The organism is Bradyrhizobium sp. CCBAU 51765 (genome assembly GCF_015291725.1).
Taxonomy (GTDB): domain Bacteria; phylum Pseudomonadota; class Alphaproteobacteria; order Rhizobiales; family Xanthobacteraceae; genus Bradyrhizobium; species Bradyrhizobium liaoningense.
This window is the reverse complement of record NZ_CP030038.1, coordinates 3,243,844-3,260,033: the sequence shown is the minus strand read 5'-3', so window position 1 is coordinate 3,260,033 and position 16,190 is coordinate 3,243,844. Positions and strand designations below refer to the sequence as shown.

At 65.0% G+C, this 16,190-nt stretch carries 19 protein-coding genes; 9 read left to right on the top strand and 10 right to left on the bottom strand.

All coding sequences use genetic code 11. The annotated features are described in order from the left end of the window. Positions 1-7 precede the first annotated feature (7 nt). Positions 8-247 carry a hypothetical protein gene (locus tag XH96_RS15550; protein ID WP_239624609.1) on the bottom strand — a complete coding sequence of 80 codons (240 nt, stop codon included), beginning with the start codon at positions 245-247 and terminating at the stop codon, positions 8-10. Positions 248-623: 376 nt separating this feature from the next. Continuing rightward, entirely contained in the window at positions 624-1,697 is a 1,074-nt protein-coding gene (locus XH96_RS15545; protein ID WP_194393249.1) for a hypothetical protein, read from the bottom strand. A 251-nt stretch (positions 1,698-1,948) separates the two neighbouring features. Here XH96_RS15545 and XH96_RS15540 point away from each other — a divergent pair, with 251 nt between their 5' ends. Further along, positions 1,949-2,968, top strand: a complete 1,020-nt coding sequence (locus tag XH96_RS15540) for a patatin-like phospholipase family protein (protein WP_194393248.1) — start codon at positions 1,949-1,951, stop codon at positions 2,966-2,968. 7 nt (positions 2,969-2,975) lie between these two features. Here XH96_RS15540 and XH96_RS15535 read toward each other — a convergent pair whose 3' ends face one another. Both XH96_RS15535 and XH96_RS15530 read right to left on the bottom strand, forming a co-directional pair. Beyond that, positions 2,976-3,404, bottom strand: coding sequence for a CBS domain-containing protein (locus XH96_RS15535; RefSeq protein WP_194393247.1), 429 nt, complete (start codon positions 3,402-3,404; stop codon positions 2,976-2,978). A 191-nt stretch (positions 3,405-3,595) separates the two neighbouring features. Next, the gene (locus tag XH96_RS15530; RefSeq protein WP_194393246.1) at positions 3,596-4,402 is read right to left on the bottom strand and encodes a rhomboid family intramembrane serine protease; all 807 of its coding nucleotides are present in this window, start codon (positions 4,400-4,402) and stop codon (positions 3,596-3,598) included. 454 nt (positions 4,403-4,856) lie between these two features. On the opposite strand from XH96_RS15530, the gene XH96_RS15525 reads away from it, so the two are divergent. Both XH96_RS15525 and XH96_RS15520 read left to right on the top strand, forming a co-directional pair. Further along, the gene (locus XH96_RS15525; protein WP_061882823.1) at positions 4,857-5,411 is read left to right on the top strand and encodes a PAS domain-containing protein; all 555 of its coding nucleotides are present in this window, start codon (positions 4,857-4,859) and stop codon (positions 5,409-5,411) included. A gap of 131 nt (positions 5,412-5,542) precedes the next feature. Further along, positions 5,543-6,676, top strand: a complete 1,134-nt coding sequence (locus XH96_RS15520; protein ID WP_194393245.1) for a DJ-1/PfpI family protein — start codon at positions 5,543-5,545, stop codon at positions 6,674-6,676. A 64-nt stretch (positions 6,677-6,740) separates the two neighbouring features. Here the strand turns inward: XH96_RS15520 and XH96_RS15515 are convergent, their stop codons facing one another. Continuing rightward, positions 6,741-7,127: a hypothetical protein gene (locus XH96_RS15515; RefSeq protein WP_194393244.1), complete on the bottom strand. Its 387-nt coding sequence runs from the start codon at positions 7,125-7,127 to the stop codon at positions 6,741-6,743. Positions 7,128-7,273: 146 nt separating this feature from the next. Between XH96_RS15515 and XH96_RS15510 the strand changes: the two genes are divergently transcribed. Together XH96_RS15510 and XH96_RS15505 are read left to right on the top strand one after the other, a co-directional pair. Continuing rightward, positions 7,274-7,780: a GNAT family N-acetyltransferase gene (locus XH96_RS15510; protein WP_194393243.1), complete on the top strand. Its 507-nt coding sequence runs from the start codon at positions 7,274-7,276 to the stop codon at positions 7,778-7,780. Between the two features lie 121 nt (positions 7,781-7,901). Continuing rightward, the gene (locus tag XH96_RS15505; RefSeq protein ID WP_194393242.1) at positions 7,902-8,195 is read left to right on the top strand and encodes a hypothetical protein; all 294 of its coding nucleotides are present in this window, start codon (positions 7,902-7,904) and stop codon (positions 8,193-8,195) included. Between the two features lie 77 nt (positions 8,196-8,272). On the opposite strand, the gene XH96_RS15500 is transcribed toward XH96_RS15505, so the two are convergent. Next, positions 8,273-10,243, bottom strand: coding sequence for a DEAD/DEAH box helicase (locus tag XH96_RS15500; protein ID WP_194393241.1), 1,971 nt, complete (start codon positions 10,241-10,243; stop codon positions 8,273-8,275). A gap of 247 nt (positions 10,244-10,490) precedes the next feature. Here XH96_RS15500 and XH96_RS15495 point away from each other — a divergent pair, with 247 nt between their 5' ends. Then, the gene (locus XH96_RS15495; RefSeq protein ID WP_246790094.1) at positions 10,491-11,042 is read left to right on the top strand and encodes a hypothetical protein; all 552 of its coding nucleotides are present in this window, start codon (positions 10,491-10,493) and stop codon (positions 11,040-11,042) included. A gap of 24 nt (positions 11,043-11,066) precedes the next feature. Beyond that, a complete protein-coding gene (locus XH96_RS15490) occupies positions 11,067-11,420 on the top strand; it encodes a cupin domain-containing protein (protein WP_194393240.1) in 354 nt (117 codons plus the stop codon). Positions 11,421-11,453: 33 nt separating this feature from the next. Here the strand turns inward: XH96_RS15490 and XH96_RS15485 are convergent, their stop codons facing one another. From XH96_RS15485 to XH96_RS15470, 4 genes are all read right to left on the bottom strand, one after another. After that, complete coding sequence (locus XH96_RS15485) at positions 11,454-11,876, bottom strand: VOC family protein (RefSeq protein WP_194393239.1); 423 nt, start codon at positions 11,874-11,876, stop codon at positions 11,454-11,456. A 196-nt stretch (positions 11,877-12,072) separates the two neighbouring features. Then, positions 12,073-12,399, bottom strand: a complete 327-nt coding sequence (locus XH96_RS15480) for a hypothetical protein (protein ID WP_210337887.1) — start codon at positions 12,397-12,399, stop codon at positions 12,073-12,075. Positions 12,400-12,512: 113 nt separating this feature from the next. Further along, positions 12,513-12,995 carry a DUF5680 domain-containing protein gene (locus XH96_RS15475; protein ID WP_194393238.1) on the bottom strand — a complete coding sequence of 161 codons (483 nt, stop codon included), beginning with the start codon at positions 12,993-12,995 and terminating at the stop codon, positions 12,513-12,515. Positions 12,996-12,998: 3 nt separating this feature from the next. Continuing rightward, positions 12,999-14,150, bottom strand: coding sequence for a zinc-binding dehydrogenase (locus XH96_RS15470; RefSeq protein WP_194393237.1), 1,152 nt, complete (start codon positions 14,148-14,150; stop codon positions 12,999-13,001). A gap of 192 nt (positions 14,151-14,342) precedes the next feature. Here XH96_RS15470 and XH96_RS15465 point away from each other — a divergent pair, with 192 nt between their 5' ends. Further along, a complete protein-coding gene (locus tag XH96_RS15465; protein WP_194393236.1) occupies positions 14,343-14,750 on the top strand; it encodes a nuclear transport factor 2 family protein in 408 nt (135 codons plus the stop codon). A gap of 233 nt (positions 14,751-14,983) precedes the next feature. After that, positions 14,984-16,174 (top strand): MFS transporter, encoded by a 1,191-nt coding sequence (locus XH96_RS15460; protein WP_194394145.1) that lies wholly within the window; start codon positions 14,984-14,986, stop codon positions 16,172-16,174. The last annotated feature ends 16 nt before the right edge of the window (positions 16,175-16,190 follow it).

Below are 16,190 nucleotides of genomic sequence, written 5' to 3'. Positions count from 1 at the left end.
GGCGCCGCTAGTCCTCGCTGGACGCGGCGGAGCGGTTGCGCAGATAGGCCTGCGACAACAGAAAGAACAACGCGCGCTCGCCTTGATATTTGGCAGACGGCCGGGTGCGCTCGAAGCCGTCGGCAAATATCTTGCCGGACTGGTCGCACACCTGCCATCGCCAGCCAAACCGCTTGCGCCTCGTAAGGATCACTTCGAACATGCCGACGGGCTTGGTCCCTGCTCCTTGCCGGTCTCGCAGACGCACAGGCCTGCTCCGGCTACCCCCATTAGATGGATTCCCGACATATAACCCAGCGCGGTGGAAAGAGAATAAAATAGATGATCGGAAATTCGTATCGTGCACCAGAGTGTGACGAAGCCGCGGTGCGGGAATAAGCCCTGGTCAGCGGTGTTACCTCCGTCCCCGAGCGGCCATTTGGTCAAAACACGGGGGGCAGCGGCGAAGAGCGGTTGCTTCCGGCACCCGAGACCGATCTAGCGGTAACAAGAGATGCACAGCCGTGCGCTAGATGAGAACCAATCGTGCGGTGCGTCAAGTCAGGCTGCGCGCAGCGTCGCCTGGGTTCTAAAGCGCGATGCGATCAGTCGGAAAACCGCTACGCACTTTTCCGGATCATGCTTCAGCGCGCGACGACTTCGACTTCGCCGTCGACGCCGTTGACGACGTTGAAGCCGCGCTCGTAGACCTTGCCCTCGTTCTTGGCGATAGCGCGGTATTCGCCTTCGGAGAGCACGACGCGCGGGAAGGCGCCGATCGATTCCTTGATGACGTCGCCGCCGGGCGTCAGCACCGACCAGGCGGTGTTGGCGAGCGCCTCGCCGCCCCTGTCGCTGACCAGCTTGAGGGTGATGACGGCGGCGCGGTGGGTGATGGTGACGTCGGTGAGCTTGCCGGCCTGGACGCGGATGTCCGAGCGCACCACCGAATTGGCGTCGCCGTAGTTGGAGACGATGTAATAGGTGCCCTCCGGAATCAGCACGACGTCACCGGCGGCGACGTTCGGCACCAGCGATGCGCGCTCGCCGGATTCGAACTGGCTGCCCTTGTAGATCGCGAACGAGATCTGGTTCTGCGGAATGCGGCTGGTGCCGACGCGGCCCTCGATGCGCAGGCCGCCCGCCGGCAGCACGAAGGATTCGCGGTCCGTCTCCGCCTTCAGGGCGACGGTGCGCACCGCGCTGACGAGGCCGAAGGCAACATGCACGACGTAATTGCCGGGCGGCAGCACGATGTTGGGCGTGGCGTTGCGGTCCTCGCGGATCAGCTTGAAGGTGCCGTTCTCGTCGGGACGGTCGGCGAACACGCGCCAGACCAGGCCGCTGGTGATGGGCGGAGAGTCCTTGCCGTATTTCGCCGTCAGCGACAGCACGCCCTGGCCGGGCACGGCCGCGTTCAGCGGGGCGGCCGGTGGCACGGTCGTGACCGCGGGCGGCGGCATGCTGGGCGTCACGGGCTGCATCAGCGTCGGCGGCAGGCTTGGGGGTCCCGCGCTGGGGCCGGAGGGCGGCGCCAGGCTGACGGCGCCGCCGGGGTCGGGCACCGATGCCGGCGGTACCGGCGGCGGACGATCGGAGAAAAGCTGCGCCTGCGCAGCAGTTTGGCCTGAGGTAACGAGGCACGCAGCAAGGATCAGCGCCGGCAGCAGCCTGCCGCTGCGCCGCCATCCGATGATGCCGTCACCCCCGCGTGTCATACCCCCTGCTTTTCACTGAAAACGCGGCAAATTCAAGCCTCTGAAACCCCAGGAAATACGGCCTCGCGTACAATAGCTGGAACCTGATTGACGCTTGCGTGATTACCCCGGAGCCAGCCATCCATCGCCATACTCCCGCCCCGTGCCCTTCGCAAAGCGGCATAAACCATGCTTCACCCCTGATATGGCGGAGCACAGCAGCGGTGCCTAGTCTGGTGATACGGGCTGGCCTCGGCGTTAGGAGGGTTTCGGTGCTGGACAGATTGAAGGGTCGGGGCTCCAACGGCGAGAAGGTTGGACTCGGCAGCATTCGCCGGCCGGTCATCGGCCTTGCCCTCGGCGGCGGCGCGGCGCGCGGCTTTGCCCATATCGGCATCCTGAGGACCCTTCTTGCCAATGGGATCGTGCCCGATGTCGTGGTCGGCACGTCCATCGGCGCCGTGGTCGGCGGCCTCCACGCGGCCGGACGGCTCGATACGTTCGAGGAATGGGGGCGCAGCCTGCAAGGGATGCGCAACATCCTCGGTTATCTCGATATCCGTCTCAACGGCTCCGGCCTGCTCGGCGGCGAGAAGCTCGCGACCCGGCTCGAGGAGGCGATCGGGCAGATCCTGATCGAGGACCTGCCCATCAAGTTCGCGAGCGTCGCAACCGAGGTTCGCACCGGCCACGAGATCTGGCTGACACGCGGCCGCGTGGTCGATGCCATGCGCGCGTCCTACGCCCTGCCCGGCATCTTCGCGCCCGTGCTGATCGGCGACCGCTGGCTGGTCGACGGCGCGCTGGTGAACCCGGTGCCGGTCTCGGCCGCCCGCGCGCTCGGCGCCGAAATCGTCATCGCCGCAAATCTTTCCAGCGACATCTTCACCCATTCCACGACGATCTATTCGCACGGCGCGGTGCCGGCTCCGGTGGTGCCGGAGGCCGAGGAGCCGGTGGCCAAGCGGCGCTTCCCGCGCCTGTTCTCGCCCGAGAAGACGATGAAGCGACAGTTCTTCGGCGGCAATGGCCGGCCCGGCATCTCCTCGGTGATGGTGGATGCCTTCAACATCATGCAGGACCGCATCACCCGGGCCCGCCTCGCCGGCGATCCTCCCGACATGCTGATCACCCCGCGAGTCGGCCAGTTCGGCTGGTTCGACTTCCACCGCGCCGAGGACCTGATCGCACACGGCACGCGCGCAGCCGAGCGCGCGCTGGAGTCGATCCAGGAGGCGATCCACGTACTGGCCCCGCCGCCCGAAGGCGCGGCGCCGACGGCGCGGGAGTGAAGTCCGCTCAGGCCGTCTTGATGTAGTCGCGCAGGGCTTCCTGCTCGGCCTCGTATTCCTGGACCCGGCGCTTGACGATGTCGCCGATCGAGATCAGGCCGACCACCTTGCCGTTGTCGATCACGGGCAAATGGCGGAACTTGCCCGACGTCATCATCTCCATCAGCTCGGCCACGGTATCGGTCTCCTTGCAGGTCACGACCTTGCGGGTCATGACCTCCGAGACCGGCGCCTCCAGCACGCCGGCGCCGCGCTCGCCGAGCACGCGCACAATGTCGCGCTCCGACAGGATGCCCTCGAGCCGGCTCTGGTTCATCACCAGCACCGCGCCGATCTTCTTCTCAGCGAGCAGCTCGATCGCGGCGGCCAGCTTGGCGTCGGGCTCGACGCTCATGATCTGGTGGCCCTTGGTGTTCAGAATGGAACGTACCGTCATTGCAGCCTCCCTGAATCGGAGCCGTCCGCCCTTGAGGCGATCCGAACTTGTTCTTCGAGTCTTCAACTAACAGTTTTGGCGCCGGTTTCACGTTCAGGCGCGTTGCGAAACATCGCCGCTAGCAGCTTGCGGCTTCGAAACATTGTTCTCGCGGATGATGGATGAATTCGGGCCGCGCCGCAAGCGCCGCTTCAAATACGGTTTGAAATGTCCTGTGATGACGCATCCGCAGCATCGCCTCGAACGCGCGGCACGGGATCGAACAGGGCGAACAGCAGCAGACCGGCAAAGAAGCCGCCGATATGCGCCTGCCAGGCGACGCTCGTGGTCTCGGAATCGATCCCGATCGCGCCGACGCCGAAGATGATGTTGACGCCGAACCAAACGCTGAGGAAGCCGATCACCCGTCCGTCGCGCAGCGCGCGCGACAGCGGCAGCGCTGGAACTTTTGCGGCGGTATCGGCGTCCGAACGGCTGAACGACAGGAAGCTGCCGCGGACGAAGGCGAAGCGGATTGCGGCTGCCATCGCGCCCGACACCGAGGCCGAGGCGCCGATCATCGGCGCCACCGCATGCTCGTGGGTGATGAGATGGGCCAGCGCGCCGGCCGCCGCCGTCACCGCCAGGAAGACGTAGAACCTGACCGCGCCGAAGCGCCGCGCCAGCGCGCTGCCGAACGGCAGCAGCCACAGCACGTTGAAGCCGAGATGGGTCAGATTGGCGTGCAGCAGCGAATAGGTGACGAAAGTCCAGACCTTCGCCCCCGCCCCGCCCGGGATCTGCAGATTGAGCAGCGAGGAATCGTAGCGCTTCGGGATGAAGCCGAACACGTCGATGGTCCAGTTCTCGAGCTCCGGCGGCAGCAACACCCGCAGATGGATCACCGCCAAAAGCAGGATATAGGCGGTCAGCGCCGCGGGCAGCGTCAGGATCGGCTCGCGCGGAGCCTCCTCGACGACGGCAGGCACGTCCGGTGACGAATCTTGCGGGGAATCCAAGGCAGCTTCGCTTTCAGGCGCGATCGGAGCGGTAGGCTTGGAGATAGTCGCCTTTACCGTCCCTGCGCAAGTGCACAAACGGAAAAGGCAGGGCCCTGGGAAAGCCCTGCCTGTCCGTGTCGGTCTTCCGGTGGCCGGAGAGATAAGGAGTATCCCCACCCCTCCCCGCGGCCCGTGACCAAACTGTTTGACGCCCTGTGTACACGCCCTGCCGAGAACCTGGAGAAAGCGGCAAGGCTTGCGACCTCGGTCACCATAGCAGGCACGCGGCCGGCACAAAGCGCATAGTTAATTTAACGTTAACGACGCAAAGGCAGGCACAAGGGGGCCGAAAACGCCGCTGCGGCATGGACGCTGCAAATCCCCTCCTGCACAACAAGAGAAGGGATCGCGGGTGCACTGAAGCGGGACAGGTTTGTCCCGCGAGGTCGCGCCCGGGGGTTAGCGTTCAGACATGAAACATCCGTCGAGCCGCGCGTTCTTCGCGTATTGGAACAAGAAGCGCGGCACTGCGCGAGCCCCTGACCGGGCCGACATCGATCCGGCTGCGGTCCGCGGCCTGCTCGGCGACATCTTCGTGCTGTCCTGCGAGCCGAACCTCGGCTTCCCGTTTCGCGTCGCCGGCACGCGCGTCTGCGCGCTCGCAGGAACAGACCTCAAGGACCAGAGCTTTGCGGCGCTGTTCACTGACGCGAGCCGCAGCGAGATCGAGGAGATCACGACAATCGTCGCCGACGAGACGCTCGGCGCGATCGCAGGCGTCACCGCGGTGCGCGAGGACGGCAGCAAGGCGCATCTCGAACTGCTGCTGCTCCCCTTCAACGCCCGCCCGCACACGCCGGTGAGCGTGACAGGCGTGCTCGCGCCGTTCGACGACGAATGCGGCATGCTCTCCGCCTTCACCCTCACCTCCTGGCGCTATCTGCACCAGCCGGAGAAACTTCTGCCGCGCGCCATCCGCAAATTGCAGATCGCACGCGGGCTGATGGTTTACGAGGGGCTGAGATAGTCTCCGTCACCCGCCGCGCGACAAGCCAACGCGCGGATGGCGGTTTTTGCCGGATCTGCGTCATTCCTGATGTCGTCGCCAGCGGCTAGCTTCCGCCTTGCGTGAAGCAACGAGGATCGGGTGACACCATCATGATATGGCGCATTCTGGCGTGGTGTGGCGTCGGCTGCGTGGCACTGCTGGCGGCGATCGGTGGAACCTGGCTGTTCCTGCTGCCTGGCTCGCCGGCTCAAGGGACCGCGCCTGCGATATCCAGGGACGAGACCGAGGCGACGCTTGCGGCGTTGAAGCCGCCGAAGCGCAAACGTCCCCTGATCGCCATCGTCGGTATCAACGAGATGAGCGAGACCACCGACTATCTGATGCCGTACGGCATCCTCGCGCGCGCCGACGTCGCCGACGTCCTCACATTGGGGACGCAGCCCGGCCCCGTCGCGCTCTATCCCGCGTTGAAAGTGCAGCCGCACGCGACGATCGCCGAGTTCGATGCTGCGCATCCCGACGGCGCGGATTACGTCATCGTGCCGGCGATGAGCCGCGAAGACGATGCCGTGGCCCTGCAGTGGATCAAAAGCCAGGCCGGCAAGGGCGCGATCGTCATCGGCGTCTGCGTCGGCGCCATGGTCGTTGCCAATACCGGGCTGCTTGACGGCCGCCGAGCCACCACGCACTGGTATTCCGTGCGCGATCTGCAAAAGCATCCTGCGATCCGCTATGTCGCGGACCGCAGGCTGGTGGTCGACCGCGGCGTCGCGACGACGACCGGCATCACCGCATCCATGCCGATGGCCCTGACCCTGGTCGAGGCCATTGCCGGCCGCGCCAAGGCGCAAGCCGTCGCCCGCGACATCGGACTTGCGGAATGGGATGCGCGCCACCGCAGCGAAGCCTTCCGGTTCACACGCCCCTTTGCACTGACGGCGATCGCCAACACGCTCGCATTCTGGAACCGCGAGCAACTCGGCATCGCGCTGACGCCTGATATCGACGAGGTGTCGCTTGCGCTGATCGCCGATGCGTGGTCGCGCACCTATCGCTCGCACGCCCTCACCTTCGCCGCCACGGCGGAGGCACGGACGAGCCGCAGCGGCCTCCGCATCCTGCCGGACAGGATCGCGGCCGACTGGCCGGCACAGCAGACGCCGCCGGCCGCCGTCGATCTGCCGCCGGCGCGAGCGCTGGACCAGACGCTGCAATCCATCGATGCGCGCTACGGGCCGCGCACGGCCGACTTCGTTGCGATGCAGCTCGAATATCCGAGATGACGGCGCGGCAATACGTCGGCTGTCGCGTGCAACGGCCGACGCACCGTGTTTGCGCAGGGCGTCGTTACGGCGTCGCCAGATGCCAGGCGCCGTTCAAGAAGCCGTCGCCGGTGACGTCGCCGGGTTTCTGGTCCTTGGCGAAGGTGTAGAGCGGCTTGCCCTTGTAGGCCCACTGCCTGGAGCCGTCGTCGCGCGTGATGATGGTGTAGCCGTCGCCGGCGGCGTCGCCCGCCTCGGCCTTCAGCACCGGCCAGTTCGTCGCACATGGACCGTTGCAGGCCGACTTGCCGTCCGCATCCTTGTCGAAAGTGTAGAGCGTCATGCCCTTGGCATCGGTAAGCACGTTGCCCTTGTCGGTCTTGCCCGTCTTGGTCGGCGGGGCGGCGAAGGCGGCGGGAACGATCGCGAGCGATATTGCCAGCGCGAGCGCGAGGCGGAACGAGGACGTCATGATATCTCCTGTCATGCAATTGGCCTGCATGGGTAGGACGCCGCACGCGGCCTCGTATTCCTCGGACCGCAGAAAGAAATTTTTCGCTGCGCGCGCCAACGCGGCGGAATAAACTGGAGCAACCGGAGACGTAACGACGGATCGACATGAGCAAGCCGCACTGGCGTCCCGCGCACACCTCCGATCTGCCCGCGATCAGCGCCATCGCGGCGCAGATCCATCCTGATCTTCCGGAACGCCCCGAGGTGTTCGCGGAGAAGATGCGGCTCTATCCCGACGGATGCCGCGTGCTTGTCGCCGGCGACGAGATCGCCGGCTACGGGCTCGCACATCCCTGGAAGCAGCATCAGATCCCGCCGCTCGATCGTTTCCTGGAACGACTCCCCGAGTATGCAGACTGTCTCTACGTGCACGATATCGCAGTGCTGCCGGATCGGCGCGGCGGCGTTGCGCGCGCCTATGTGACCGGGGTCGCGGAGCTGGCGCGCGCCTCCGGCATCGCGACGCTCGCGCTGGTCTCGGTCTACGCCACGCGGCCGCTGTGGGAACGTCTCGGCTTCCGTGCCGTGGCGGCGGATGCGTCGCTGCAGGCGAAGCTGGCCTGCTACGGAGAAGGCGCGACCTATATGTTGCGCGACCTCGCTGCGACGTAACATCCCGCCCCGGGCTCACGCGGGCGTGAAACCGCCTCCTCGAACCGAGTCAGATCAGCCTCCGTCGAAAGTGCGTGTGCGAGCCCTTCCGGTCTCGCCGAACCGAGGCTGGAGAATATCCATGAAGCTCACATTGTCGAAAGTTGCTTTAATCGCATGCGTTGGGACGGCCGCGTTCACCGCGACCAGCGCCACCGCGGCGCAGTACCGGACGTATGGCTGCGACACCGCGTTCTTCGAAGGCTGCGGCGTCCTGATCGAGACGCCAGGAGGCAAAACGCGCCCCAGCACCATCCATCGTGATACCTCGCCGATCTACATGAAGCAGACCGATCCCCGCTACAGCTCGTCCATGCGTGATGCCGGCGGTGGTGGCGGAGGCGGAGGTGGTGGTGGTGGTGGTGGCGGCCGCTGAGCCACACCTGCCTTTTCAGATGATGTCGCCGGAGCGATCCGGCGGCATCATTGCAGTCTGGGCTGATCGGTGGCCGATCAGCCTCGCCGTTTCTTCTTGGTCTTCTTTCCAGGCGCGCCCTTTGCGTGCCACGGCGTGACCGACGGCTCTGCGGGGCCCGGCCTGCTCTTGTGCTTCTTCTTTCCGAAAGAAGACGGAGCCTCGTCGAATTTCGGCCCGCGCTCGCTGTGAGGCTTGCTGCGCAGCTTGAACTCGCTCTTGTCGCGCGGACGATCGTCGCGCTGTTCGCGATGATCGCTGTCGCGGTTCTCGCGCCGGGGCGCGTGGGACCGCTCTTCCGCAGGCGCCTGTTGCTGCGGCGCGCCCGCCATCGGCTCGAGGCGGATATTGTCTTCCTTGTCCGGACGCTTGATCTTGGCGGCAAAGGACTCTGCGACCCGCTCGGAGATTTCAAACTCGGTCGTGGTGTCCATGATCTTGATGGCGCCGATATCGCCCTTGTCGATGCCGCCACGACGGCAAATCATCGGCAGCAGCCAGCGCGCTTCCGCATTCTTTCGTCGTCCGATGTTGGCGCGGAACCAGACGGTGGCCTCGCCCATGCCGTGACGCGGCGAGGATTTGCCTGGTTTCGATCGCTGCCCCACAGGGCGATCATCGCCGCGTGAGCTGCGGCCATCGTCGCGCGGCGTGCGAACATTGTCGCGACCGCGATCGTCGCGCGGCCGGCTTGCTCGCTCGCCGGGATCGAGGATGTCTTCGGGCGACGGCAGCCTTGCGCGATAGAGCCGCGCCAGCGCGGCGGCGATGTCCTCCGCCGAGCGTTCGGCCAGCAGCGCCTGCGCCAGCACCAGATCGTCTGCCGTCGTCTCCTCGGTGAACAGAACGTCCTTCATGCGCTCATGATCGAGCTTGCGGATTTCGTCCGCCTGCGGCGCGGTGCCCCAATTGGCGTCGACCCCTGCCAGATCGAGCAGCAGCTCCGCGCGCCGCCGCCGTGCCGGCGGCACCAGCAGGACGCTCGTGCCCTTGCGTCCGGCGCGCCCGGTGCGGCCCGAACGGTGCTGCATCACTTCGGCGTCGTTGGGCAGGTCGGCGTGGATGACGAGGTCGAGGCTCGGCAGGTCGATGCCGCGGGCGGCGACGTCGGTCGCGACGCAGACGCGGGCGCGTCCGTCGCGGAGCGACTGCAGCGCCATGGTGCGCTCGTTCTGCGTCAATTCGCCCGACAGCGCGACCACGGAGAAACCGCGTTCCAGCAGTGCCGCCTGCAAATGCCTGACGTGATCGCGCGTGCTGCAGAACACCAGCGCGCTCGGCGCTTCGTAGAAGCGCAGCACGTTGACGACCGCATGCTCGGCATCGGCAGGCGCGATCCGGATGGCGCGATACTCGATATCGGCGTGGCCGCCTTCGTCGCCGGCGACTTCGATCCGGAACGCCTGCTGCTGATATTGCTTGGCGAGCGCGACGATGCCGCGCGGGAACGTCGCCGAGAACAGCAGGGTGCGGCGCGTCTCCGGAGTGGTCTTGAGGATGAACTCCATGTCCTCTCGAAAACCGAGATTGAGCATCTCGTCGGCCTCGTCGAGAACGACGACCTTCAATTCCGAGATGTCGAGGCGGTTACGCCGCAGATGATCGCACAACCGGCCGGGCGTCCCGACGACGATGTGGGCGCCGGCCGCAAGCTCGCGCTGCTCGCGGCGCGGGTCCATGCCGCCGACGCAGGAGACGACGCGCGTGTCCGCATGCTGGTAGATCCAGGAGAGTTCGCGCTGAACCTGCATCGCGAGCTCGCGGGTCGGCGCCACGATCAAGGCGAGCGGTGCGGCTGCCCGCCCGAACCGCTCGGCATCGCCGAGCAGGTCCCTGGCCATGGCGAGGCCATAAGCGAGGGTCTTGCCGGAGCCGGTCTGGGCCGAAACCAGGAGGTCGCGGCCGGCAGCTTCGTCCGCGAGCACGGCGAGCTGAACGGGGGTCGGTGAATCGTAATTCCGCTCGGCCAAAGCACGGGCGAGCGGCGGGGTCAGGGCCGGAAAAGACACGGGATGGAGAACCTTGGTTAATTCAGGCGCGGAACGGTGATCCGGCGAACCTGAGCTGCATGCACGGCGAACGGCCTGGCCGCACGCTGGCGATTTGATCTGGGCGCTCTTTACGCCAAGCGCCGGCAGATCGCCATGCCTATGTTGCATGGCTTGACGGCAAGCACACCGCGCCCGAAGGTTGTAGTAGATGCCTACCGCCACCTCCATTAACGTGACACCAACCGGATCTCATGGGAACGACCGCGTGACGCCCTCCGTCAAACGCAGCTGCGGCGACTGCACGCTCTGCTGCAAGGTGATGGCCATCGAGGCGCTGGCCAAGCCCGCAAATGCCTGGTGCCAGCACTGCAAGCCCGGCCGCGGCTGCGCGATCTACGCCGCGCGGCCGGGTGAATGCGAGGACTTCGCCTGCCTGTGGCTGGTCAACGATCTGCTCGACGAACGATGGAAGCCAAGCCGGTCAAAGCTCGTCGTGACCACCTCGGAGGACGGCATCGAAGTCCGGTGCGACCCGGGCTCTCCCAACGCCTGGCGCAAGGAGCCTTACGCCGGCGACATCCGCGCATGGGCGGCGGAAGGCGAGCGCAACGACATGACGGTGGTCGTGATTGCCGGCCAGCGCTTGATCCTCGTCACCCCGGATCGCGAGTTCGATCTCGGGATCGTGGGATCGGACGAGCGGATCGTACGCGAGCTCGAGGGCACGAAGGTGGTGGATGCGAGAGTGGTGAGGGAGAGCAATGGACTGGATGCGAGCCCTTGCCGCATCGGAGATGCGATCCCAAATCGAGCCTGACGGAAGAACAAGACCGAGGGACACATGACCGACGGAATATCGCTTGCCGGCAAGCTCGCGACCTTTGACGATTTCTGGTCGCCGCGCACGGTCACGACCTTCAACGATTGCGACGTGATGGTGGTGAAGGTGAAGGGCGAGTTCACCTGGCACAAGCACTACGACACCGACGATTTCTTTCTCGTGCTTAAGGGCACCCTAGACATCGAACTGCGGGATCGGACGGTGACGCTCGGTCCAGGCGAACTCTACGTCGTCTCCAAAGGCGTCGAACATCGCCCGGTAGCCCGCGAGGAGGTTCATCTTCTGCTGATCGAGCCGACCGGGACGCCGAACACCGGCGACAAGGCAACCGCGGCGGCGCGCAAGCTCGCATAGAGGGCCACTTGCTCGGCGTCATTGTTCGTGCACTCAGATCTCCGCGTACACCTCGAGCAGATTGCCGTCGGGATCGCGGAAGAACAGCGTGCGATGCCCGAAGGACTGGTCCATCGGCGGCGACAGCAGCGCCACGCCTTGCCGCAGCAGTTCATCGGCGCATTGATCGACCTCGGCGGCGGAGACCTTGAAGGCCAGTTGCAGCGAGGCGCTGCCCGGCGGGATCGGCGCATCGGAGGCAGTCCGGCTCGGCCTCGCCAAGGCCAGCGTGTTGCTGCCCAAGCCGTATTCGATCCAGTTCGGCGACAGTTCGCGCAGCAGCGGGAAGGCGAGGACATCCTCATAGAAGCGGCGCATCTCGGACATGTCGCGCACGAAGATGACGGTGTAGTCGATCGCGCGGATGGCGCTGAAGGGGGAGCGCCGGGCTGATTCGGGTGTCTTTTCGTCGGTCATTTCGTCACTTAAATCCAAACTCCGAGTTGTCGCCCGCATGAGCGAAGCGACATATTGGCAGTCCCCGATAGGAACTAAGTCGGATCTATACTTACGAAATCCACCTTGGCCTCATCTAGCATCTGCCGCGCAATTTGCCCGCTCTTGTCCCACTTGGAATCAGTTCCTTCCTTGGGAAGCTGAGCAACCACCCGCGCTATGCCAGATTGAATAATCGAACCTGCGCGCACCGCGCGCAAATCGGCTTTCCAAAAACGAAGATCCAACCACCTCTAGCTCTGCCCCCAGCACCCAGGATCGCGTTTTCTTCCGCATGAACCACCATCTCCAGCTTCGTATCGCGGTCTGCGTATCGTTCGGCGGAATCCTCAACCATTTTCGGAAAACCATTATATCCGACTGCCGCTATTTGCCCTTGAGCGTCCACTATAACTGCGCCAACTTGAGCATTCGGATCCTTCGACCATTGCGCAGCGAGCTTTGCGACATCAAGAAATCTATCATCCCACTTAGTGAGGGTCATCCGCTGTCTCCATTCCATATTTCAGTACTCAGTCCGCATGAGCGAAGCGACATCCGGGAAGGCTTCGGCGAAGGCCCCGGATGTCGCTTCGCTCATCCGGGCTACAGATTTGTCTATCGCAGCAGGCCGCCACCATAACGCAGCTCAAAAAGCGGTGTACCATCGTGCCGAGCAATCGTCTCGATGCCGTGAAACCGATCGAGCGCGCCTTCGACCTCATTGCGATAGACCATCCCCGCCTGTTCGAACCGACGCGGTCCGCGGTACGGCTCTTCGACAGGCACGTCCAGCAACGCCTGACGCAGGAATTTGTAAATGGCGAGGAAAGTGTCGCGATCCCTAATCTCCCCACGAACGCCGCCGCTGTAGCTCATCGACCAGATGACGCGCTCGTCCCGCGATACGGTCTCCTGCCCGACGAAAAAAACCATCCCGAAATAGATATCGCGATAGGCATAAGGCGGCGCGCGATGCTCAAGCTGCTTGGAGCCGGTAAGCAGCGGCGCAGCCACGGTCGCGTCGTCGTCGAGACCCGCATAAGTGCGCCGCTTGGCTTCGACCAGAAATGCCGCGAGATCGGGCGGGATGGACGGCATTGTCTATTCCACCAGCTCCGGCCACGGCACGATGGTCGACTTCACCGTCTTCATTGCCATCGCATCCTTCACCGCCTGCGCGACGCCTTCTTCGGTGAACGGATAGATCGTCTGCATCTTCAGCCAGGGATACTTCTTCGCCGTGCGGTAGAGCATGTCGACGCCGAGCGGCAGGTCGTTGCCGGTGAAGCCCCAGGATCCGAGCACGTTGAGATCCTTGGTGCAGATGCGGTGCCAGGAGGTGTCGATCGAGCCGGCGTCGGTGAACTGGCCCATCTCGACATAGGTGCCGCCGTCGCGCAGCATCTCGATGCCTTCGGGACCGGCGGTCGGATGGCCCGAGCAGTCCATCACGAGATCGGCGCCGAAGCCGCCGACGATCTCCCGTACGCGCGCGATGCGCTCCTGCGGCGACTTGAGGTCCTCGATGTTCACCGTGGCTTCCGCGCCGAATTCGCGCGCGAGCTTGAGCCGCGGCTCCTCCGGCGCGCCGACGCAGACGACGCGCCCTGCTCCCATCTCCCTGGCGGCCGCGACCGCCAGAATGCCGATCGGGCCCGAGCCCTGGATCACCACCGTGTCGCCCCAGCTGAAGCCGCCGGCGCGCGTCGCACGATTGAAGGCGCGGATGCAGGAGGTCAGCGGCTCGGACAGTGCGCCGAGTCGCAGGGACATGTCGTCGGGCAGCTTGTAGATCTTGGTGCCCGGCAGCATGTCGAGATCGACATAGACATATTCGGCCCAGCCGCCCCACAGGTGCGGCGCCTTGTCGAAGCCGAGATAGCGGCCGTAATAGACCGGCGTCAGGCACTTGTTCGCGGTCTGCGGATAGTGAATGCAGTAGTAGCAGCGGCCGCAGGGCATCAGCGGCGGGATCATCACCTTCGAGCCGGCCTGAAGCGGCTTGCTCATGAAATCCTCGGTGAACTCCTCGCCGCATTCGACGATGACGCCGCCGAGCTCGTGTCCCAGCGTGAACGGCCAGGGCAGCGGCTTCGGCCAATGTCCTTTGAGGATGTGCAGATCGGTGCCGCAGACCCCGCAGGCACCGACCTTGATCAGCGCAGCCCTCTTGCCGACCTTCGGCCACGGCACGGTCTTGATGATGGGCTCCGAGCCGGGACCGGCGTGGGTGCAGACGCGGATGGATTCCATGGCTGTTTCCTCGATGCCCGCTTGTTGTGATTTGTGGTGCGGGCGTATCGCGAAGCTATCATAGCTCAGCCAGCGAAGGCGGAAGTGGCCTATGTGACCGGCGCACCCTCGTTGCGCTGCAGGCGCCCGCACTTCGGCAAGATATTTGCAACGACGCAAGCAGTGCCACAGCGATTCCATGTCGAGGAACCCATGACCGAGAACATACGCGCACTCTTCGATCGCTGGGAACGGGTTTGGCATGAGGGACGATTTGACCTCATCCCGGACTGTGTGGGATCGCATTACATCCGTCACGACGAGAGAGGCGACCGGACCGTCACGCGAGACGAGTATGCTGCGGAATTGCACACGGTGCACCAAGACCGGCCCGGAATCCGCGTCGTCGTGTATGACCATTCTTTCTCGACTGACCGCGCGTGGTTCCGATTTGCATTCGTTTGGCCCGATCCCACGACCGGCGAGAAGCGCAGCCGCGCCGGCATGCAAAGCTACCGTATCGAAGGCGGCAAGCTGGCCGAGACCTGGATCACGATGCTTAATCTTGGGACTGCATGGGCCGACGAGCCCCAGATCAGCTGGACCCGCCGCAAGACGTGAGGAGAGATCGAGTTCGGGGCGCCGCTCGTCCGCCCGTCGCGATTTTCGGCGCCGGAGCACGGTCGATAGCGCGACGAAGTCACGGCTGCCATGCAAGGCATGGCTGGTCTTGTCGACGTGCAAAGTCTTGAGCCGTCGCCAGCGAACGTGTAAGGCCCGAGCAGTCCCGCCCAGGTGCTCGCTTGAATCCCCTCCCCCGAAATCCCGTGGCCGCATCCGGATCGTTTGCGGCGATGAAGTCCGCGCCCTACCGGCTCCAGTTCACCGCCTACGTGCTGGCGATGATGGCGGACAATATCGAGCATGTGATCAGCTATTGGGTGGTGTTCCAGAAATTCCATTCGCCGACGCTGGGGGGATTCGCCGTGCTGTCGCACTGGCTGCCGTTCCTCTTGTTCTCGGTCGCGGTCGGCGGGCTGGCCGACCGGTTCGACCCGCGCCGCATCATCCAGTGCGGCATGCTGCTGTTCATCATCGCCTCCGCCGGATGGGGCTTCTTCTTCCTCACCGACACGATCCAGATGTGGCACGCGATGCTGCTCCTGGTGATCCATGGCTGCGCCGGTGTCCTTTGGCAAACCCCGAACCAGCTCCTGCTCTACGACCTCGTCGGCCCCGCCGACCTGCCGAGCGCAGTGCGGCTCAACGCGATGGCGCGCTATCTCGGTATCCTCGTTGGGCCGGCGGTCGGCGGCGTGATCATGCTGACGCTCGGGACCTCGCACGGCATCATCTTCAACACGCTGTTCTATCTGCCGATGCTGCTCTGGCTGTTCTGGGCGCCGGCGCGCGACAAGGCCACGGCCGTGCGGCGCTTCGCGGTCCGCGGATTCGCCGACATCGTGCTGACCATCCGCGCCATCGGCCCCCAGCCGGTGCTGTCGGCCATGACTTGGCTTGCCGGCCTCACCTCCTTCATGATCGGCAACGCCTATCACGCCCAGATGCCGGGCTTTGCCGGCGATCTCGGACATGGCGATCCCGGCGTCTCCTACAGTGTGCTGCTCGCGGCCGATGCGGCCGGCGCAGTGCTCGCAGCAATCGCGCTGGAATCCTGGGGGCGCCTCAAGGGGACGCCGCGCATCGCGATCGCGCTTGCGATGCTGTGGAGCGTGGCGCTGCTCGGCTTCGCCCTGGTGCCGGTCTATCCGGTCGCGATCGCGCTACTGTTCTTCGCAGGCTTCTTCGAGCTCTCTTTCAACACCATGGCGCAGGCGCTGGTACAATTGAGCGCGCCGCACGACATCCGCGGCCGGGTCGTCGGCCTCTACAACATGGCAGGGCTCGGCATGCGGGCCTTCAGCGGCATCACGGTCGGGGTATCAGGCGCGGCGATCGGCATCCACTGGTCGCTCGGCCTGTCGGCCGCCGTGCTGCTGGCGCTGCTGGCTCTGCTGTATCAGCGCGCGGCGAAGGGGGCATGAGGGCGCAGCGTTACGA